The 19,987-nt window shown below is 42.3% G+C and carries 19 protein-coding genes; 9 read left to right on the forward strand and 10 right to left on the reverse strand.

Features of this window, described 5'->3' with window-relative positions:
* Window positions 1-104 precede the first annotated feature (104 nt).
* From hemL to AC1DYB_RS26745, 4 genes are all read right to left on the reverse strand, one after another.
* On the reverse strand, window positions 105-1,475 hold the full coding sequence (hemL, locus tag AC1DYB_RS26730) for a glutamate-1-semialdehyde 2,1-aminomutase (protein WP_295714330.1): 1,371 nt from the start codon (window positions 1,473-1,475) through the stop codon (window positions 105-107).
* A 226-nt stretch (window positions 1,476-1,701) separates the two neighbouring features.
* Window positions 1,702-2,673, reverse strand: coding sequence for a porphobilinogen synthase (gene hemB, locus AC1DYB_RS26735; RefSeq protein WP_477397836.1), 972 nt, complete (start codon window positions 2,671-2,673; stop codon window positions 1,702-1,704).
* 191 nt (window positions 2,674-2,864) lie between these two features.
* Window positions 2,865-4,439 (reverse strand): hydroxymethylbilane synthase, encoded by a 1,575-nt coding sequence (hemC, locus tag AC1DYB_RS26740; RefSeq protein WP_295714336.1) that lies wholly within the window; start codon window positions 4,437-4,439, stop codon window positions 2,865-2,867.
* A gap of 339 nt (window positions 4,440-4,778) precedes the next feature.
* Window positions 4,779-5,015: a hypothetical protein gene (locus tag AC1DYB_RS26745; protein WP_295714340.1), complete on the reverse strand. Its 237-nt coding sequence runs from the start codon at window positions 5,013-5,015 to the stop codon at window positions 4,779-4,781.
* A 199-nt stretch (window positions 5,016-5,214) separates the two neighbouring features.
* Here AC1DYB_RS26745 and AC1DYB_RS26750 point away from each other — a divergent pair, with 199 nt between their 5' ends.
* On the forward strand, window positions 5,215-6,591 hold the full coding sequence (locus AC1DYB_RS26750; protein ID WP_477439533.1) for a right-handed parallel beta-helix repeat-containing protein: 1,377 nt from the start codon (window positions 5,215-5,217) through the stop codon (window positions 6,589-6,591).
* Window positions 6,592-6,700: 109 nt separating this feature from the next.
* Here the strand turns inward: AC1DYB_RS26750 and AC1DYB_RS26755 are convergent, their stop codons facing one another.
* Window positions 6,701-7,972 carry a metal-dependent hydrolase family protein gene (locus AC1DYB_RS26755; protein WP_477439535.1) on the reverse strand — a complete coding sequence of 424 codons (1,272 nt, stop codon included), beginning with the start codon at window positions 7,970-7,972 and terminating at the stop codon, window positions 6,701-6,703.
* A gap of 114 nt (window positions 7,973-8,086) precedes the next feature.
* On the opposite strand from AC1DYB_RS26755, the gene AC1DYB_RS26760 reads away from it, so the two are divergent.
* The 4 genes from AC1DYB_RS26760 to AC1DYB_RS26775 all read left to right on the forward strand — a co-directional run bounded on the left by AC1DYB_RS26760 (window position 8,087) and on the right by AC1DYB_RS26775 (window position 11,466).
* Complete coding sequence (locus AC1DYB_RS26760; RefSeq protein WP_477398445.1) at window positions 8,087-8,656, forward strand: RNA polymerase sigma factor; 570 nt, start codon at window positions 8,087-8,089, stop codon at window positions 8,654-8,656.
* A complete protein-coding gene (locus AC1DYB_RS26765; RefSeq protein ID WP_477439537.1) occupies window positions 8,616-9,428 on the forward strand; it encodes a hypothetical protein in 813 nt (270 codons plus the stop codon). Before AC1DYB_RS26760 ends, AC1DYB_RS26765 begins: the two co-directional genes overlap by 41 nt.
* Window positions 9,429-9,458: 30 nt before the next feature.
* Entirely contained in the window at window positions 9,459-10,286 is an 828-nt protein-coding gene (locus tag AC1DYB_RS26770) for an outer membrane beta-barrel protein (RefSeq protein WP_295714404.1), read from the forward strand.
* A 181-nt stretch (window positions 10,287-10,467) separates the two neighbouring features.
* Window positions 10,468-11,466, forward strand: a complete 999-nt coding sequence (locus AC1DYB_RS26775; RefSeq protein WP_477439539.1) for an ABC transporter ATP-binding protein — start codon at window positions 10,468-10,470, stop codon at window positions 11,464-11,466.
* Here the strand turns inward: AC1DYB_RS26775 and AC1DYB_RS26780 are convergent.
* Together AC1DYB_RS26780 and hemA are read right to left on the reverse strand one after the other, a co-directional pair.
* Window positions 11,463-12,305, reverse strand: coding sequence for a hypothetical protein (locus AC1DYB_RS26780; RefSeq protein ID WP_477439541.1), 843 nt, complete (start codon window positions 12,303-12,305; stop codon window positions 11,463-11,465). The two genes, AC1DYB_RS26775 and AC1DYB_RS26780, sit on opposite strands and share 4 nt — an antisense overlap.
* Window positions 12,306-12,575: 270 nt before the next feature.
* Window positions 12,576-13,802: a glutamyl-tRNA reductase gene (gene hemA, locus AC1DYB_RS26785; RefSeq protein WP_295714410.1), complete on the reverse strand. Its 1,227-nt coding sequence runs from the start codon at window positions 13,800-13,802 to the stop codon at window positions 12,576-12,578.
* Between the two features lie 184 nt (window positions 13,803-13,986).
* Here hemA and AC1DYB_RS26790 point away from each other — a divergent pair, with 184 nt between their 5' ends.
* The 3 genes from AC1DYB_RS26790 (at window position 13,987) to AC1DYB_RS26800 (ending at window position 16,428) form a co-directional block, all read left to right on the forward strand.
* Entirely contained in the window at window positions 13,987-14,352 is a 366-nt protein-coding gene (locus AC1DYB_RS26790) for a DoxX family protein (RefSeq protein WP_477439543.1), read from the forward strand.
* 90 nt (window positions 14,353-14,442) lie between these two features.
* Window positions 14,443-15,969 carry a carbon-nitrogen hydrolase family protein gene (locus AC1DYB_RS26795; protein WP_295714416.1) on the forward strand — a complete coding sequence of 509 codons (1,527 nt, stop codon included), beginning with the start codon at window positions 14,443-14,445 and terminating at the stop codon, window positions 15,967-15,969.
* Window positions 15,970-15,978: 9 nt separating this feature from the next.
* Window positions 15,979-16,428: an RDD family protein gene (locus tag AC1DYB_RS26800; RefSeq protein ID WP_477439545.1), complete on the forward strand. Its 450-nt coding sequence runs from the start codon at window positions 15,979-15,981 to the stop codon at window positions 16,426-16,428.
* Between the two features lie 60 nt (window positions 16,429-16,488).
* On the opposite strand, the gene AC1DYB_RS26805 is transcribed toward AC1DYB_RS26800, so the two are convergent.
* Both AC1DYB_RS26805 and AC1DYB_RS26810 read right to left on the reverse strand, forming a co-directional pair.
* Entirely contained in the window at window positions 16,489-17,043 is a 555-nt protein-coding gene (locus AC1DYB_RS26805; protein WP_295714419.1) for a hypothetical protein, read from the reverse strand.
* Window positions 17,044-17,196: 153 nt separating this feature from the next.
* Window positions 17,197-17,817 (reverse strand): hypothetical protein, encoded by a 621-nt coding sequence (locus AC1DYB_RS26810; protein WP_477439547.1) that lies wholly within the window; start codon window positions 17,815-17,817, stop codon window positions 17,197-17,199.
* A gap of 145 nt (window positions 17,818-17,962) precedes the next feature.
* Here AC1DYB_RS26810 and mnmL point away from each other — a divergent pair, with 145 nt between their 5' ends.
* Window positions 17,963-18,913 (forward strand): tRNA modification radical SAM protein MnmL/YtqA, encoded by a 951-nt coding sequence (gene mnmL / locus AC1DYB_RS26815; protein ID WP_477397902.1) that lies wholly within the window; start codon window positions 17,963-17,965, stop codon window positions 18,911-18,913.
* Between the two features lie 146 nt (window positions 18,914-19,059).
* Here the strand turns inward: mnmL and AC1DYB_RS26820 are convergent, their stop codons facing one another.
* Window positions 19,060-19,932 carry a hypothetical protein gene (locus tag AC1DYB_RS26820; protein ID WP_477439549.1) on the reverse strand — a complete coding sequence of 291 codons (873 nt, stop codon included), beginning with the start codon at window positions 19,930-19,932 and terminating at the stop codon, window positions 19,060-19,062.
* Window positions 19,933-19,987: the final 55 nt, after the last annotated feature.

Below are 19,987 nucleotides of genomic sequence, written 5' to 3' on the forward strand. Positions count from 1 at the left end.
TCGGTTTGCAGTTTGCAGTTGGTAGTATTCAGTTGGCAGTTTGAAGTTCTGTTTTTTTTACGAACTGCAAACTGAGAACTGCCAACTGAAAACTGCCCACCAGCTTACTTCCCGTTAAATACCAAATCAAGACTATCAAAAATAGCTCTTTTTGTTTTCTCTAAATCAATTTTAGTATGTGCCGATGATATAAAACCAACCTCATAACCCGATGGACCGAGGTAAATACCGCGGTTAATTAATTCACGATGAAACTTTTTAAATTTCTCCATACTGGAGGCATCAATATCTTCGGCTTTACGAATATACTCTTTATCTGTAAAAGCAAACCAGAATATCGAACCGATGCCAAATACCTTAAATTTATAATTGCGGGCGGTAGCAAAACGCTGTATAGCCTCGGTAAATTCTTCAGTTTTGTTATTGAGGTCGCGGTAAAAGCCCATGCGTAACAACTCACTCAACTGCGCAATACCCGCCGCCATAGCCACCGGATTGCCCGATAGTGTACCAGCCTGGTAAACTGAACCTTCTGGCGATACATTACTCATGATAGCTGCCGATGCGCCATAAGCGCCTACAGGCAAGCCACCTCCTATAATTTTACCATAGGTTATAATATCCGGCTTGATCTGGTAATAGCCAGCCGCGCCTTCAAAGCCAACACGGAAACCCGATATCACTTCATCAAATATCAACACGGTGCCGTTTTGGGTACATAGCTCGCGTAAAAATTGCAGGTATTCTTTTTCCTGTAACAGCAAGCCGTTATTAGCCGGTACGGGTTCAATAATTACCGCGGCTATCTGGTCTTTAAAGTCCTCGAAAGCTTTTGTCAACGCAGCTTTATCATTTAGTGCCACTACGATGGTTTCATCGGCAAAGGCTTTTGGTACGCCTGCCGAGGAGGTTTCGCCAAAAGTTACCAGGCCCGAGCCTGCTTTAACCAGCAGCGCATCTACGTGCCCATGATAGCAGCCTTCAAACTTTAATATCTTATCGCGTTTGGTGTAACCCCTGGCCAACCTGATGGCCGACATTACGGCTTCGGTACCCGAGCTTACAAAACGGATCTTTTCAATAAATTTATTGTTCTTCAGTATCAGCTCTGCCAGTTCATTCTCCAGGGCCGTTGGCGCACCGAAAGACATGCCATGTTGCATCACCTCAATTACCTTTTCCCGTACCTTAGTGTTGTTATGACCAAGGATGAGCGGTCCCCATGAACAGCAAAAATCAATAAACTCGTTACCGTCTGCATCCCAGATATGGCTGCCATCGCCCTTTTGAATAAACAGGGGTGTACCATATACTGATTTAAAAGCCCTTACCGGTGAGTTAACCCCACCAGGGAAATAAGTTTTGGCTTTCGCATACAATTCGGCAGATTTTTCCCTGCTGATATCTGGTTTACCGGTACTGTTTACAGGCTCATTAGTATCCCCCGAAAACATCTTTTTTATTGAATCTAACATCTTTTTAAACTCTAAATTCTAATTTCTAAACTCTAATTTTTTAAAATCCTAAAGTTTAAAATTTCCGTCATTGCGAGGTACGAAGCAATCCCCGATTTGCAAATCCGCTCTGGATAGTTTGGGATTGCTTCGTACCTCGCGATGACGGGTTTATTTAATTTTTTATTTTAACCTTTCACTTTTGGCTTTTTCCCTTTGGCCTTTTGCCTTTCACCTTCAACCTCAATTAAATCCATTTATTCTCCAAAACTTCCTTGGCATGATAAGTCAAAATAGCTGTGGCGCCCGCTCTGCGGATGCTGGTAAGCACCTCGGTTATGGCACGTTGCTCATTAAGCCAGCCGCGTTGTATGGCAGCTTTAATCATGGCATATTCGCCGCTTACATTATAGGCAGCTACCGGAAGTTCGGTATTATCTTTTATTAGTTTTATTACATCCAGGTAAGGCAGGGCCGGTTTTACCATTAAAAAGTCGGCGCCTTCCAGCTCGTCCAAATTGGCTTCTATCAGTGCTTCACGCTGGTTGGCGGGATTCATCTGGTAGGTTTTTTTATCGCCAAATTTAGGAGCCGAATTTAATGCATCCCTGAAAGGGCCATAAAACGCGCTTGCATACTTGGCGGAGTAAGACATGATAGAAACGTTTGTAAAGCCGTTTTCGTCCAACACATTGCGAATATATCCTACACGACCGTCCATCATATCTGATGGAGCAATAATATCCGCGCCGCATTGCGCATGAGCAAGGGCCATTTTACCCAAAACTTCCAGCGTTTCATCATTCTGGATCTCGCCGTTTTTAACAATGCCATCGTGGCCATCGCTGCTGTATGGGTCCATCGCTACATCGGTAATTACACAAGCCTCCGGAAAGTTCTTCTTTACCTCGCGGATAGCCCGCAGGTACAAACTTTCTTCGCGGTGACTTTCGGTAGCCATTGTATCTTTTAAAGATTCATCGATATTAGGGAAAAGATCAAACGAATTTAAACCCAGTTTAAGGCAGCTCTCGATCTCGCGCAGCAAATTATCAATAGAATAGCGGTATATACCCGGCATGGAAGCAACTTCTGTTTTCTGGAATGTACCATCAACAATAAACAGCGGGAAAATCAGGTTAGCCGCGCTAACATGCGTTTCCTGCACCATTTGGCGTATTACTTCACTTTTACGATTTCTACGTGGTCTTTGTAACATTTTTTGGTTCATTAGTTCATTGGTTCATTAGTTTATTGGTCTTTTCAGGCTGATCCTGCATAAACCACTGAGCTAAAGAGCCAACGAGCATTATATGATTTTTTGTTCCTTAATTCATGGATCCTAACACATTGGCAAGGCTTCTAAAAGCGATACCAATGAACAAATGAACCAGTGAACCAATGAACGTCTTATAATCCAAACACTGCTTCTGCCAGTCCAACTTCATCGGGCGAGTAAGGCAGCGTGTATTTTACACCCATTTCATCAAACTTTTTGCCGGTTGATTTACCTATCGCCACCACTTTTTGGTATGGATCAAGCAGGTTGCCGGCAAAATAAGCCTCTACGTTTGATGGACTGGTAAACACCATTACATCAGCGCCGCTGGCTTCCACATCTTCTTCAAGCACGGTTTCGTAAACCGGCAGGTCAATAATTTTTGTATCGGCAGATAAACCCTGCTGGATACTCCTCATCGGGCTTTCGGCACCGGGGAAAAGTACAATGGAACCATTGGCCAGTTTGGCAAATTCTTCGGCTACGTCGGCAGTATCGGTACCCTCGCCTACATAGTTGGTAAAGTAACCTTTACGGCGCAGCATCTCTTCAGATCCGCTGCCCATAACGCCAAACTTTACCTTTTTAGGGAATTGCGGGTTCAGCTGGAAGAAATACTCCACCGCGTTTTTACTGGAGAAAAATACCCAGTCGATATTTTTTAATATATAGGAGTCGAGTTTGGTCATCACCGGTACGGTGCGGATCAGGGAACGGGCTTCTATCTGGATGCCACGGTTTTCCATCGACTTTTTAAAATAACTTTGATCAGATAGTTCTCTCGATATGAAAACTTTAAGCGGAAACTTCCTGTCTTTAGCAAACTTGGCTACTATTTTTTGAGCCAAACCTTCGGTAGTTGCAGCTTCTACAAACAAACGATCGGGAAATTCATCGCCCTCGTTGGCTTTAGATGTAAATACCTGGAACATGCCCTCATCCCTGCGGCAATAAACGCCCAGGGGTAGGTGGCAGCCACCACCAAATAATTTAAGTACAGTACGTTCAACAGCTAATTCCTCGGCAACATCCGGGTGGTGCAGGGCTTGCAGGGCCTCAAAAAGTTCATGATCTGTTTCGCGAATCTGGATAGCCAAAGCGCCCTGCGCAGGTGCAGGGATCAACTCGGCGGGGGTAAGCTCTTCTACATGAAACTCGCTCAGGTCGATCCCTAAACGACTAACACCGGCTTTGGCCAGCATAATGGCATCATATTTTTCATCGCGCAGTTTGCCAATACGGGTAGGCACATTACCGCGCAGCTCCTCTATCTCCAGGTCGGGACGGTAAGCCAGCAGCTGGGCCTTACGCCTGTTGGATGATGTACCCACGGTAGCACCGTATTTAACCGATAGCTTTTGGTGCACATCAACACAATCTTTCAATATCAACAACAGTTCAGAGGGGTCTTCCCGTTCTGAAACTGCTGCGATTATGAGTCCCGGAGGGTTTTCAGTTGGCAGGTCTTTATGCGAGTGAACCGCAAGATCAATAGTGCCAGCCAGTAATTCTTCTTCTAATTCTTTAGTGAAAAAACCCTTCCCTTCCAGCTTATCAAAGCTGAGGTTGAGTATGCGGTCGCCCTGGGTTTTAATGATTTTTAGTTCGGCTGTTATGTTTAAAGCAGCAAGGCTGTCTTTAACAAAATTAGCCTGCCATAGCGCTAAATCGCTACCTCTTGTTCCAATTATCAGTTTTCTGTCCAAAAGAATGTTTGTTTGCAGGTGCAAATTTAATTTTTTATAAGGATGATATAAACATCTATTACACTTATTAGTGGGAATTATAACAATATGACCTTTTTATGTGGGTTTCTTTGGGGGAAAGGGGGGAGGTGAAAGGGGAAAGCGAAAGGTTAAGGAGGTTAAAGGGAATTTGACATTTTAGAAAGTTTGTCATCCTGAACAATAGTGAAGGATCTATTATTCACCATGCTTCTTCGCCCTGTAAAGTCTGCTAACAGATCCTTCACTATCGTTCAGGATGACAAAAAGTTTTTTTGTGAATCATCCCAGATAGCCTACCACAAAAAGCACTTTCCCCTCTTACCCCACCAACGGCCTCGTCACTTTTTGCAGGCCGAATATAAATTCTATTTGTTTTTCCAGGTGACCGGTTAGTGTTTCCCATTCGCTAAACCGCTCGGGGCCTAATAAAATCTGGTTAGTTTCGGTATTCCAGTAGCCGGCGCTTTGGGGCAGCTGTGCCGACTCGGCAACCTGTATGCTGATCACCTGTTTACTTAGCTTATCAAAAAAAGAGATCGTTTGCCGTAACGCCATAGAGTTTTGTGAAGTATGAGCGAAGATAGGGTTTTAGATAGTCTGGTTACTCCCTAAAATCACCAATCCATAAATCGGTTGCACATATTTTAGTAACCATAATTCTAAAAGTAACGTATACCAATCCGAAAAACAGAAAAACCCGAAATATGCTGATGCTTTGCATTCGGCATATTTTACTTCTACTTGAAATTTATAGATGACAAATAAAAACTCCCTGATCCGCATTATAGCCGGTGCACTGGTTTTATCATCCTTCGCGATGTGTACCAAAAGCATTAATAAAATTGATCAACCGCTTAGCCCGGCTCAGGGTGCCGAAGCCTCCAATTTACAAACCCAGGCCACTGCCATCGCTACATATACTGTTCAGCCTTCTGAATGGATGGTTGATGGCACTAAGATAGCCGCAGGAACCATAGTGTATATCCCCGCAGGGAAAAGGGGTGCCTTACTGCTTAAAAATTTTAAAGGAACGGCGGCGGCCCCTATTATCGTTGTTAACAAAGGTGGTAAAGTAACTTTTTCTACAGCTATTACTGCTTCGTACGGGTTTAAAACACAAAATTGCCAATATTTTAAGATCCTCGGAAATGGGGTTTCAACTATTAAGTATGGCTTTGATGTAAACGGCGGCAATATCGGGATGACGATGGATGACCTGAGTACAGATTTTGAGATCGCCAATGTGGAAGTTCGTAACAGTGGCTTTGCTGGTATTATGGCCAAAACCGACCCATCGTGCGACCCTGCAACATGGCGTGGTCATTTCACCATGAAAAATGTAATCATCCGCGATAACTACGTACACAAAACAGGTGGCGAAGGCTTGTATATAGGCAATTCCTTTTATGCCGATGGGGTATCGATTTCCTGCGGTAAGGTTTTACCTCATGATGTGGTGAATGCCAAGATCTACAGAAACCTTACCGACTCTACCGGCAGCGAAGGTATCCAGGTGGGCAGCGCCACTTCCGGCTGCGAAATTTATAGTAACTTAGTTAAAACTCCGGGAATAAGTCCTTTTTCGGCCTACCAGGATAACGGTATCCAGATAGGAGAAGGTACCGGCGGAAAATGCTATAATAACCAGATCAGGAATGCGCCCGGTAACGGCATTATCGTTCTCGGCCTTGGCGATAACCTGGTATTTAATAACTATATCATCAATTCAAAAAGCTACGGCATTTTTGCCGATTCAAGGTACACCCCCGGTCCACATTTTCAGTTTATTAACAACACCATCGTTGCTTCCGTTTTGGGCGGTATCAAATTAAATTCCGAAACCATCCCCATGAATACCGTTATCAACAACGTTATTATACAGGCAAACACCAGCCTCGCCATCATCAGAAAAAGCACCAGTGTTAAACTTACAGCCTCCAATAATTATGTAAATGCAAATGTAAGCACCTGTAAATTTGTGAATTACAATGCCGGCGATTTTCATTTGCTATCCTCATCCCCGCTTATCAACAAAGGCGCAAACGTGTTATCATACGGTGTGAGTTTTGATTATTATGGCATCAAACGCCCTAATGGGACTGCTTTTGATATTGGGGCTACGGAGTATTGATATACAAGGTATATGACACAATTGGCAAAAATCTAAAAGTAATGCCGGATACTTGTTTCAGCATCCCATAGCACAGCTTACCGTTGTAACTTAGCACTTATGAGTTGTCTCACTCCTTCACCATAACCCCACCCTTCATAACCAGCTTCACCACCTTCAAAACCTTTATATCCTCAACAGGGTTACCAACAACAGCAACCAGATCCGCAAGGTAACCAATCTTAATATTTCCCACATCGGTCAACCCAAACATGGCAGCATTGACCGATGTTGCAGAACGCAGCACATCCAATGGTTTCATGCCATATTCGGCCATTAATATCATTTCCAGTGCATTATCGCCGTGGCTGAACACACCAACATCGCCACCCATACAAATGGTAACACCGGCCTTTAGCGCTTCGGTAAAAATGTAGTGTTTTTGTTTAACAGCGGAAGGATCAGGGTCGATACCCTTCTTCCAGCCATGGTAACCCAATATCGATTCGGTTGCGTTTATGGTTGGACAAAGCGCTATGCCTTTTTCCTTCATCAACCTAAATAGTTCCGGGGTGCCGCCATCGCCATGCTCAATGGTGGTTACACCTGCAGCAATAGCCCGGCGCATGCCTTCTGTAGTTGATGAATGTACCGCGACTATACGGCCGCTGCTTTTGGCTACCTGTACAGCTACTTTCAGTTCATCTTCGGTAAAAGTTGGGGCGGCAGTATCGTTCAGTCCCCAATGGTAATCAACGTATATTTTTACCACATCGGCACCATGACCAATTTGCGATCGTACAACTTTGGTAATGCCATCTACCCCATCCGCTTCTTCCGCCCCTTTTATGATCTCAGCTTCAGCAACTTCGCTTTTAGGACCATAACTACCTGTTGCCACAATAGCCCGGGTAGCCACCAGCATCCGCGGACCAGGGATTATACCTTTATTTATGGCTGTCTTTAATCCCACATCATCATAAGCAGCTCCTTCGGTACCCAGATCACGCACCGTGGTAAAGCCAGCCATTAAAGTTGCGCGGGCGTGGTTTACTGCCCTTGCAGTACGCTCGGCACGGCTTTCGTTAAGCACTTGGTCGTTCCATGGGGTTTCATTATAGGGGTGTAAAAAAAGATGCGAATGGCCTTCTATTAAGCCCGGCATCAGGGTGGTGCCTGCCAGGTTGATCACCCTGGTATTTGATGGTGCTTTGATAGCAGCGGGCTCACCTACTGCTTCAATATGATCATCTTTTACCAGTACCCACCAACCGCTGTGCATCTGTCGGCCGTCAAAAACACGATCGGGTTTAAGGAGGATGTAAGTTTCATTTTTATTAGTTTGTGCGAATAAGGGTAGGCATAGTATGATGAGTACTATTATGGTTAGTATTTTCTTCATTATAAATAAAGATAGCTTACTTTATAGAAGATTTAGACAGCAGTCATCATAATTAAAAAATATTTCATACCCCATGCAACCATTTAGCCTCTGTTTCCATCTTACTTTTAAATGATGTTTTTGGAACCTAAATATACTCTTGAACAATTGGTGGACCGTTGCAAAACCGGCGACCGCAAAGCACAGGAATTGTTGTATAAACAATTGGCTGGCAAAATGCTGGCTGTGTGTATGCGCTACGCTACCGACAGAATGGAGGCCGAAGACATGTTGCAGAATGGGTTTATAAAGGTATTTCAAAAAATGGTTGACTATAGAGGGGAAGGTTCGTTTGAAGGCTGGGTAAGGCGCATTATGGTACACAGCTCCATTGAATACTATCGCAAGCATCATAAAATGATGCAGATGGTTGATATGGGCGATGCAGGTACAGAGCCTTCAGTTAACCCGATAGCCGCTGCAAACCTGGATGCCAGGGTGCTGATGGGACTGATACAACAACTGGCGCCGGGTTACCGTATTGTATTTAACCTGTACGCGTTGGAAGGTTATTCGCACAAGGAAATTGCCGATATCATAGGCATCACCGAAGGCGCTTCAAAATCGCAGCTATCAAGGGCTCGCACAATATTAAAAGAACAAATTGCAAAAATGGAGGGTAAAAGTTATGGATATGCAGGATAAGGATCTGGATAAATTGTTTCAATCGGCATTGGATGGTTATGAGATAGAGCCATCTGCAAAAGTGTGGGCCGGCATTACCGAAGAATTAAATGCAGGTAAACGTAAAAGATCACTGGCACCTTTCCTGAGCGTTGCCGCGGGTGTAATATTATTGATAACCGCCGGGCTGCTATCTATCCCGAAGGAAGTTAAGGTAACCAAATCAAAAGCTGATGGAGTGGCTGCTATTAAACAATCATTAAAACCCGCTGCCCAGGTTGCTGAAACTGTTGCTGATGCACAGCCTGCTAATCAGCCAAACAAAAAGAACGTGATTGCAGTTATAGCCCCGGTAAATAGTTTAGCAGGCATCAAAATATATAAAGCACGCAGGAAACCGGTTATCGAAAAAACAATCATCGCCGGGCCGGCGCAAACACAGGATATAGTTAAGCAGAATGATCAGCCGGTGTTAGCTTCGGCTACGCATAAGCAGGAAGTAATAAAGCCCGTTGTGCCGGATACGGCAACCAAAATAATGGCAAAACATATTGAGGAAGTCCCGGTTTTTGCAAGTACACCACAGGTAATACCAACACAGGTTGCTACTGCCAATAAACAAGCACCTGCCAAGAAACACAAAATCCGTAGTTTGGGCGATGTGTTTAATGTGATGATAGCGGCTGTTGATAAACGCAAAGACAAGATTATTGAATTTAGCAATACCGATGGCGACGATGCTACCATAACAGGCGTAAACCTGGGCATCATTAAAGTGAAAAAAGAAAAATAAAATCTAAAGAAAAATATATACACAAATAATATGAAACGCCTTATTTTCACAGCAATGCTATGCATTGCCGCAAGCTATAGCTTTGCCCAAACCACCCCAACCGACTCAACTAAAAGCACCACAGATACTGTTGTTACCAAAAAAGGATTAAAAGTAAAATTTGGTGTTGGCCAGGATGTGCCTTATGTATCGGTAAATGACAATGATACTACCTACCACCAGCACTCAAAAGCACCCGGCTTTTCCTTTGGTATTACCTTTTCAAGGATCGACCTCGGTTTTGCCACTTTGATTGATAACGGCAGCTTTACGTTATCTGATAAAAACAAGTTCCTGAGTTATCGCCAGGCCAAAACCGCCAACTTTGGGTTTGATGTGGTACAGTTCGGCTATCGTTTTAACAGCGCCTTTAAGATCTATGTTTCCGGCGGGTTCGACTGGACCAACATCCGCCTGCGCCAGGATATTACCATACAACGCAACGCGCCGGTTTTAACCTTCGTTCCGGATAGCATCCACTTCAGCAAAAACCGTTTTTCGTCAAGCTACCTGCGCATACCGCTGTCGTTTTACTACCGCAGTCATGAGGATAGCCGGGGTAACTATTTCCGCCTGGTAGCCGGGCCCGAGGTTGGCATCTTACTGAACGGTCGGGTAAAACAGATAAGTGATGAACGTGGCAAGCAAAAGTTTGATGATGATTACCACTTTGCCAAACTGCGTAAAGGAGTGTTCGTCCGCATGGGTTATGGCATCATGGGTATCTACGCCAAATACTACTTTAACGATATGTTTGAGAACAGCCCCGATCAACAAGGCTTAAAGAACTTCTCATTTGGATTGACGCTGGGATTCTAATACACACGAATTTGATTAACACGAATTTCACGAATGGTGTCGAATGTTCACAAATCCGCTTGTAGCTAAAATTTGTGAAATTCGTTTTGGTTCGTAAAATTCGTGTTCATCAATTCGTGTCAATAAGATTTGTGTAATTCGCCTCAATTCGTGCCATTAGTGTTTACTATCTTTGCCTACGATGTCAGACACTCCTTTTTTGCAGGCAATTGCGGTAAGTAAAATATATCCCGGTAAACAAATGGCCGGTGTTAAAACCACGGATATAACTATTGAGCCGGGCAAAATAACGGCTATTATAGGCGAAAGCGGCAGCGGAAAAAGCACTTTACTACGGTTACTTTACGGCTTGCTTTCCCCGGATCAAGGCACGGTTCTGTTTAAAGGTGAACGTATCTGGGGCCCCGAAGAAAAACTGATTCCCGGTCATGATGCCATGAAAATGGTTACCCAGCATACCGATGATTTGAACCTGTTTGCCAAAGTTTGGGATAACGTTGCAGCTATGTTGCCGGCAACCGATCTGAAAGCCAAACAGCAAAAAACCGAACATGTATTAAAGCAGCTTAATATGGCCCACATGGCCGATAAGCGCGTGGCCGACTTAAGTGGCGGCGAGAAGCAAAGGGTGGCCATTGCAAGGGCTATAATCACCCGTCCGCAGGTGTTATTGCTCGATGAGCCTTTTAACCAGGTGGATACTTCTTTTCGTGAGGGATTGCAGCATGATATCAGGCAGATAGTAAAGGAAATAGGCCTTACTGTGATCATGGTATCGCATGACCCGGCAGAAGTGCTCTCCATGGCTGATAAGTTGGTGGTCATCAAAAACGGTCAGATTGTAGAGCAGGGTCCTCCCAAAACACTTTATCAAACTCCACAAAACCTGTATACAGCGCAACTGCTTAGCAACTGCAATATACTTACTGCCCCCGAAGCCAAAAGCTGCGGCATTAAAGCCACTAAAGATTATGTGGTGGTTTACCCCGAATGGATTAAAATAAAGCTCATCACCAAAACAAAAAACTGGACCATTAAGGAGGTACTCTTTAAAGGTTCTTATGAAGATCTGATCCTCCAAAATGGCGACATTCTGCTGCGCGTTATAAACGACGTGCCTGGTGGTTATAACGAAGGGGATATGGTATCTGTACGGGTTGGAAAGTGGCTGGAATATTAAATTGATTCATGCAAGGTCCTGCTTTTTTCACTTCTACCCCGATAAATTCGTAACAGCTTTTCGAGTTCTCTCTTATTGATACCAAATTCATTAATAGCCAACTCAGCATTGCCGCCCGGATACTGGTATATAAAATAGGTTGTACTCGATTTACCCCGCCGTCTGGTAATAACATCTTCTCCCCAGGCTTCCTCCCAGGAGTAAAATTGTACAGATGCTGTTTGAACGCCGCTATTACTGATAACTATTTGAGGAACCCTGTTGTTATAATGCGCAAAACCTGTATAAGTAAAAATAGCGCTCACCACGCTTACAATCCCGCCAAAGATGTAAATGTTTTCCTGTATTATTAAATACAAGCTGCCCGCAAAAACTAACATCATAGTCAACGCCTGGAGCAAGCCCTTAATTTTTGAGTAGTAAACTATAGTTTCAGGAGGTATCGAATAATCGTCATTGAAAATATCTGGCCTGCTAAACTTATTCTCTAAATTAAGAAGGCGTTGTATTTGATCGGCAGACCGTATTTCAGTTCGGTTAAAAAAACTATCATCAGGCCAAATAAGTTTCTCCTTTATTGCCCGCTGTTTTAACTCGTGAACATTTCTTACGTTTTCAAATGCCCATAACCGCCATTTGGTAATGGCAAAGCTCCAATACAGCCAGGCAAAAACAAATCCCCCTGTACCACCCGCAGCATTATACCAACCGGAAAAATTTTGCACGGACACAAAAGAAACAGATATCCCGATCATACCGAATAATATTATATAAATTGGAATATTTATGGTACGTTTTCCTTTTCGCAGGGCCTCGTCAACGGTTACAGTTTCAAACATAGATCAAAAGGGTTTAGGCTGTGAAAATAGTAAGATTGGAATAAAAAGGGGAATAAATTATGCAAGGGATTGCATTTATTAAAGCACCATTAACCGCTGTATGGCATCTATCAAAACAAGCAGGACGCCCCTTTTGCAAAAAAGCCGTTAGTAACTAAAAGGAATAGCCGGAGAATAAACGGTACATCTGCTGATAATCTCAGCACACAAATTTAATTTGAGCAAAAGTTTACATTAAAAAAATCGGGTATAAAAAGTAAGGGTAACCTATCAATTCTCGTTGATCAATATATCCTTAGCCATAATCATAGGCACACTGATATATTTTTTCTCCATGTAATTGATCACCTTCTCCAGTATCTCGCGCGATTGCTGATCCATACCCTGTACCTCATCGGCAAATACGGAATTGATGGCGGTGTTGCGGATCTCCTTAATTTTTTCGGGTACCTGGCGCATGGCCACTTCAATACGGCGTTGTTTTAACTGGGTTAAAAACTCCGCAATATTCTGTTCAATAATACCTTCTGCGTGTACCAGTTCATGGTAGCGTTCCTGCAGGTTATGTTTGGCAACCTCGTTTAATGAATGTACCTCGATAAAGTTAACCGGAAATTGTTCCAGCACTTCGGGAGCGGTATCGTTAGGAATGGCAAGGTCAACTATCGTTTTTTTGCCAGCTTCACCGTTTAACAGTGTTTTGTATATTTCGGTAGTAATGATAGGCTCAACTGCCGATGTGCAGGTGATAATAGCATCAAAACCTTTACTATATGTTTTTAAAGCCTCTAAATCAAAAGCTTCGCCGTTCAAATCATCAGCCAGTTGCTGTGCTTTTGATACCGTACGGTTAAAAACAGCAAAGTTGCTGAATTTATGCTTTTGCAGGTATTTTGAAATATTGCGGTTGGTTTCGCCGGCACCAATAATAAGTACGCGGGCATTTGAGCAAAGATTAAGATCTTTAAGCTTGCGGTAAGCTAATGATACAACCGAAATTGGATTTTTTGAAATATTGGTATGGGTATAAACCTCTTTTGCTGTTTTTACCACACAATTCATGATCATGCGCATGCCATCACCGGTTAAACCAGCCTCTTTGCAATGCTCATAAGCTTTACGCAACTGAGCAAGTATCTCCTTTTCGCCAACTATCAAACTCTCCAATGAGCATGAAGTACGCAAAAGGTGAACCATGGCTTCCTGGTCTTCATAAATAGAAGCGCCATCCATAAACGTACTTAACGAACTTTCACACAGCTCGGTATTAAAGGCTTCAATAAACCGTTTAGCAAAATCCTTATCAACCACCTGTGGGGTAGTCATAACAAATTCCACACGGTTACATGTAGCCAGATAAAAGATTTCTGGTATCCCAAATTGAGTTTTAACCTGTTGAAGTTTTTCCGTCAGATTTTCCTGGCATACCACCAATCTACCTATTTCCTTCAGTTCAATCTGTTTGTGTGTAAAAGCAATAACCTTTAAATACTTCAAAGCAGTTTTAAATTTGACCGAACAAAAATATCACTATAAAAGCGGAGCAATGTCAACACTTTGTCAAAGAGGAGTATTTAGAATTGTTATAAATTAGGAGAAATGACCCGAAAACAACATTAAAACTGCTTAAAACAATATTTAACAAAATATTGTATATTGAGTAATGCGTTTGATAAAAAATATGAGCCTTTTGATACTGATAATTGGCTATACTTTTACAGGCGTTAATCATTTCAGAAATCCGGCTTCTTATTATCCAATTATTCCGCATTATTTGCCCTACCCCGTATTGATAAACATACTGGCAGGTGTATTTGAAATAGTATTTGCCATGATGCTGATATCACACAAAACAAGGCTATGGGCTGTTTATGGTATTATATTAATGCTGGCAGCTTTTTTGCCGGTTCATATTGGGATGGTAGCTGATGCGCCTTTTAAATTAGGTAACATAACCGTAACACCATTTATTGCCTGGGCACGTTTAACTTTACAACCGGTATTGATGTTGTGGGTTGCGTGGCATACAAAAACATCATTAAACTAAATAATTAACCTATGATTTCCCGCACATACGCTTGCTGATTTTCATTGAATCTTCTCGCCCTTACGGAAAAATCAAGATATATATACTATTATGGATCTGCAAAGTGTTGAAATGCGTAACCTGGAAGTACAGGATTACCAGGAATTAAAAAAATCGATGAAGTCGGCCTATATAGATATGGATGAGGACTATTGGGACGCCAATTCCATAAAAAAGCTCATCAGGATATTTCCCGAAGGGCAGATCTGTGTAACGGTTAACGGGGTTGTGGTAGGTTGCGCGCTTGCCATTATGGTTGATTACCAAAAATTTGGCGATAACCATACCTACAAACAAATTACCGGGGATAGTACATTTAAAACCCATACCGATAAGGGCGATGTATTATATGGTATTGATATATTTATACATCCCAATTATCGCGGCCTGCGTTTAGCCCGCCGCCTTTATGATGCCCGCAAGGCCCTGTGCGAAAAACTGAACCTGAAAAGTATCATTGCCGGCGGCCGCATCCCCAATTACCAAAAATTCCAGAACGACCTTACACCGCGCCAGTATATTGATAAGGTAAAGTACAAAGAGATCTATGATCCCACCCTGTCTTTTCAGCTGGCGAATGATTTCCACGTGCGTAAAGTGCTGAAGAATTATTTACCAGAGGATAGCCGGTCAAAAGGTTTCGCTACGCTGATAGAGTGGAACAATGTGTATTATGAGGAGATCAGCTCGGCCATTAATCAAAAAACAGTAGTACGCATTGGCCTGGTACAATGGCAGATGCGCCCCTATAGCAACATTAGCGAATTGCTGAAACATGCCGAATACTTTGTTGACGCGGTGAGCGATTACCAGGCAGATTTTATACTATTTCCGGAATTGTTTGGTACACCACTGATGGCCGATTACAACCACATGGATTCGGCCAAGGCCATGCGCGAGCTGGCCAAGTACACCCAGCCCATTATAGAGGAGTTTTCAAAACTGGCGGTATCCTACAACGTGAACATTATCGCGGGCAGCATGCCTACAATTTTCGAGGAATCGTTGTACAATGTATCCTATCTTTTTAGGCGCAACGGTAGCATGGAAGAGGTTTACAAGATCCACCCTACCCCGGCCGAGATCAGCTCATGGGGTATCCGGGGCGGCGATGAGGTGAGGGTTTTTGAAACCGATGCCGGCAAAATAGGTATCCTGATCTGTTATGATGTGGAGTTTCCTGAACTATCGCGCATATTGGCCAGCCAGGATATGCAGATCCTGTTTGTTCCGTTTTTAACCGATACGCAGAACGGCTATAACCGCGTTAAATTTTGCTCGCAGGCCCGCGCTGTTGAAAATGAATGTTATGTAGCCATTGCCGGCTGCGTAGGTAACCTCCCCAATGTAAACAACATGGGTATCAGCTATGCGCAATCAGCAGTATTTACACCATCTGATTTTGGTTTCCCGACCAACGGCATCCAATCAGAAGCCACACCCAACAGCGAAATGATTGTAATTGCCGATGTGGACCTATCCTTACTGGATGAGCTTCATGAGTATGGCAGCGTACAAAATTTAAAGGACAGGCGCACCGATCTTTATAATATTACTTTTAATGGAAAAAAGGTGTAATATTATGGCATGAAACTATCCACGGTAACCTCAAAAGCATATATCAAATTACGAATACTGGCCACACTGATAGATTACAGCATTTATGGTATTTTCTTTTTTGTTTATGTATACACGTTAGGGCACCCCACTCAGAATGGTAGTATGGAGGTTACAGGAGTTGCGGCATTGCCTGTATTCCTGGTTTGGTTTCTTTATTTTGTGGTGTTAGAATCAGCAAATGGCACACCGGGTCATGACATTTGCAAATTAAAAGTGGTTAAATCCAATGGATCAAAAATCAGTATAAAAGATGCATTAAAACGCCGCATTTGCGACCCTGTTGACATTTTCATGTACGGAATACCTGCTGTGATATGCATCTCCAAAACAGAAAAACATCAAAGAATAGGCGACCTATTAGCCGATACCATGGTGGTAAAAACAAGTGATATTACCAAAACTAAGATTACCTTTTAATGCTATCCCCCATTTGCAAACGAGCGCATGTTGTGATTGGCTGTTAACTTAGCGTAATTATTATACTTCCACAGCCATTTTAGCCTTCTTTTTGTGATGCCTGTAAACACGTTTAAATCTTGGAGTCTTCGCTTCAACTTTGGAATATGATGTTAAAACCCCACCTTTTGAGGTGACACTAATTAATAATCCACCCGATAAAAGCACTATGTTTTTTATAATATATTGACCAAGTAAAGTTGGCACAAAAATATGGGTAAAGGTTTCGTGGGGGAAAAACACCAATGGTAAAAAGGTACCCATCATCTGGAAATACAGCAAAACCAATGTTAAGCTTAGCCACCTTTTTAAAATAAAGCCCAGGCCTATGGTACATTCCCAAACAGCTAATAGGGGTAATGCGGCTGCCGGCTTCACCAAACCGAGGGTAAGCGTTTCAATAGTTCTGCCTGCAATGTCTTCAGCCGGACTTAGCCCCGGGAAAAACTTAAGCACACCAAACCATATAAATACCAGGCCCAATGAAACCCTGAGGATGGTTAATCCATTCCTGGCTTTCCAATCTGCCATTTTTATTTCTGCCTTAACAAAAAAATGTATCAGCTTCTTTATCATCTTACTTAATATTTGGGGCACAACTTCATTTAGGCTGACGGCATTTGTAACAAAAATGTTCAGTTGCTAAATATAGTTTAAAACATGAGGTTTTATAAAAATAATACAATTGCCTAAACCAGCCCTTGTTGCCCAGTTACATCATAAATATCTTTATGGCTTCTGAGTATCCGTCGATTTTTTGGAAAGAAGATCTTTTTGCTTAAAATAGAGTTTCAGCAAGTCGTCAAGATCGCCATATTTATATTCCTTGTTTTTTATCTTCTCTGCCAGGTCCGGGCGATCATCAAGTAAGGAACTTACTACCTCAGCAAAGTTCTTTCGGTCCAAATTGGTTATATGGTCAGGATCGGGTCCATAATAATAATCGATATCATAACGGTTAGCCATGTAAACACCGGCAGGTCCGTTAAAATTTGTAGTCCGGTACCGGGCGTAAAGTTTTACAGCTTTATCAAAAACAACTTTCAGAATAGGGTACTGCTCTGTTTCCTTTGCGTGAGAAACAACAAAACTGTCAGCTTTCATCACAAAAGAACTGAACTGCGCGGTCTTTACCTTTTGTCGCTGATCGTCGGGTGTTAACTTAAAAAAAACATGATCTCCAACGGTGGTGAACGGGCTTATGGTTGGCGGCGTCCATTTAATTAAGCCTATCGATTTCACATTTTGCAGGTCGTAAATACAACCGGGAATATAATCGCCATATTTTTGGCCGTACGTAGTAAGCGTTATTGTGCAAAGTAAAATGGTGTATATGATATAACGACGCATAAAGTTAGGGTTGTTTAAACTTGATAAGATGAAGATATTATTATTTATCAATAAATAAACATGCCTGCCATACATTCTGTAAATCATTATAGGCTATTACAGTAACACATGCATTTGCTTATCAATTCACTATCTTTGCGGCATAATGCAATTAACAGGAGAAACAACATCAACGTGGGAGAAGGGCTATAACAACTATGGCCCGTGGCTTAAGGAGAAATATAAAGGCCATCGTGTATTTAAGGTAATTGTTGATGGCGGCTTTACCTGCCCCAACCGCGATGGCAGTAAAGGCTATGGTGGTTGCACGTATTGCAACGTAGATTCTTTTACCCCATCGGTTAGCCGCAATGCCCCTACTGTGCGCGAGCAGGTGATACAAGGGATGGAGCGCGCACGCACGGGTAACAAGGCCGATAAATTTATTATATACTTCCAGCCCAACACCAATACCTATGCGCCAACGCATTATTTAAAAATGATGTATGACGAGGCCCTGAGCTATGGCACCGAAGATATTGTTGGCCTGAGCATTGGCACCCGCCCGGATTGTATTGACGCGGAAAAAATAGCCCTGCTGGAAAGCTATACCGACAGGTTTGATGTCGACCTGGAAATGGGTATGGAATCTATTTATGACGAAACCCTGGGCCAGATCAATCGTGGATGCAACCACGAGGAATTAGTGAAAGCCCTAAAACTGGTGGAGAACAGTAAACTTGATGTGTGTGTACATACCATTTTTGGTTTCCCATGGGAAACGCATGAAATGATGCTGAAATACGCCGACGAGATTAACCGTTTCCCTCAGATAAAATTTGTAAAATTCCATCACCTGCATATTGTAGAAGGCTCGGTAATGGGTGTTAAATATAAGCGTGAACCTTTTAAGGTATTCAGCATTGATGAATATGCCGACTTTTTGTGCGAGTTATTACCACGCGTTCGCCCGGATATCGTGATTCAAAGGCTCTTCGGTCTCAGCGATCGTGAACTGCTGATAGCCCCCAACTGGGGATTAAAAAAATCAGAGATCCAATACTATATCGACCAAAGAATCTTGAGCCGGGGAGTGGTGCAGGGAAGTGCATTATAATAAATAGCTGCCGGAGTTTAGCGCAGCGTAACTCGTGGCCAACCTAATTTAAGCTTTCAACTTAAATTAACCTATCATTGATTATACTTGAGTTAAGCATTTGCAAATTAAGCTGAAAGCTTAGTTGTAAATACCACGGATAACAATTACTTATGGTAGTAGTATTTATACATTTTCTCCATTTTTTTATTGACATAAAAAATAGAAGTGTACAGGGTGCCATCAGTATTATAAATTAATTTGTCTGTGTATTGGGTTTTCTGAAATCCAACCGTTTCAAATCCAATGATTTCAACACATTGATTGTACCGGTTGAATTTATAGGTGCACCAATATTCTTCCTCCTGCCTCGGTTTTAATTTGCTGATATTGATGATTTTATCACCATTGGCTGTACTGTCTGTCTGCATGTTAAAGCTGTAGTCGGGAGTATCTTTTTTATAAAAATAATCTATAGTTTCCAGCTTGTTTTCATCATTATACCTTGCCATATTGGCAACGTAAGGAAGCTGATTACCTGTTGTTTTAGTGATACGATATAATCTTCCTATGGCGTCGTATTCTCTTTTCTCTTTGTTAACAAATAAGGTATCTGTGGTGTAGTTTACGTGGTTTTCTAACCTTCCTACCGTATCATAGGTATATTCATGAATAGGGTTAAAGCCTTTGCGATAAAACTTATTCTTCGAGTAAAAATATTCTGCTTTTTTATTTATCAAGCCGAAATCATAATAGGTGTACACATTTTTCTTATCTAAAAAATTCTCCTTGTCAAAATGCACCTGATCTGTTAATTGGCCTTCTTTGTTATAGTTAAAATTTACTGCGCCTATATAGGTTGAGTCGGCGATGCCTTTGCGGTTCAGCCTATACTCGTAACTTTCCCTGCGTACAATTTTGTTTGCTATTATAAATTTATCAGGAAACTGGTCTATCCCCAGAAATTGTTCAATGATTTCCTGCGCCTGCAGGTTATTAAATAAAATAATGAAAAACAGCGAGAGTAAAGTTTGGCGCATAAAGTTTGGTATGCCGCAAAATAATGAAATTTCAAGTAGTTAAACAAAGTCATTT

Source organism: Mucilaginibacter sp. P2_A4, assembly GCF_056405015.1.

Coding starts and splice junctions, on each gene's coding strand:
- hemL (WP_295714330.1), bottom strand. CDS start 1,475: ATGTTAGATTCAATAAAAAAGATGTTTTCGGGGGATACTAATGAGCCT.
- hemB (WP_477397836.1), bottom strand. CDS start 2,673: ATGTTACAAAGACCACGTAGAAATCGTAAAAGTGAAGTAATACGCCAA.
- AC1DYB_RS26745 (WP_295714340.1), bottom strand. CDS start 5,015: ATGGCGTTACGGCAAACGATCTCTTTTTTTGATAAGCTAAGTAAACAG.
- AC1DYB_RS26750 (WP_477439533.1), top strand. CDS start 5,215: ATGACAAATAAAAACTCCCTGATCCGCATTATAGCCGGTGCACTGGTT.
- AC1DYB_RS26755 (WP_477439535.1), bottom strand. CDS start 7,972: ATGAAGAAAATACTAACCATAATAGTACTCATCATACTATGCCTACCC.
- AC1DYB_RS26760 (WP_477398445.1), top strand. CDS start 8,087: ATGTTTTTGGAACCTAAATATACTCTTGAACAATTGGTGGACCGTTGC.
- AC1DYB_RS26770 (WP_295714404.1), top strand. CDS start 9,459: ATGAAACGCCTTATTTTCACAGCAATGCTATGCATTGCCGCAAGCTAT.
- AC1DYB_RS26775 (WP_477439539.1), top strand. CDS start 10,468: ATGTCAGACACTCCTTTTTTGCAGGCAATTGCGGTAAGTAAAATATAT.
- AC1DYB_RS26780 (WP_477439541.1), bottom strand. CDS start 12,305: ATGTTTGAAACTGTAACCGTTGACGAGGCCCTGCGAAAAGGAAAACGT.
- AC1DYB_RS26790 (WP_477439543.1), top strand. CDS start 13,987: ATGAGCCTTTTGATACTGATAATTGGCTATACTTTTACAGGCGTTAAT.
- AC1DYB_RS26795 (WP_295714416.1), top strand. CDS start 14,443: ATGGATCTGCAAAGTGTTGAAATGCGTAACCTGGAAGTACAGGATTAC.
- AC1DYB_RS26800 (WP_477439545.1), top strand. CDS start 15,979: ATGAAACTATCCACGGTAACCTCAAAAGCATATATCAAATTACGAATA.
- AC1DYB_RS26805 (WP_295714419.1), bottom strand. CDS start 17,043: ATGATAAAGAAGCTGATACATTTTTTTGTTAAGGCAGAAATAAAAATG.
- AC1DYB_RS26810 (WP_477439547.1), bottom strand. CDS start 17,817: ATGCGTCGTTATATCATATACACCATTTTACTTTGCACAATAACGCTT.
- mnmL (WP_477397902.1), top strand. CDS start 17,963: ATGCAATTAACAGGAGAAACAACATCAACGTGGGAGAAGGGCTATAAC.
- AC1DYB_RS26820 (WP_477439549.1), bottom strand. CDS start 19,932: ATGCGCCAAACTTTACTCTCGCTGTTTTTCATTATTTTATTTAATAAC.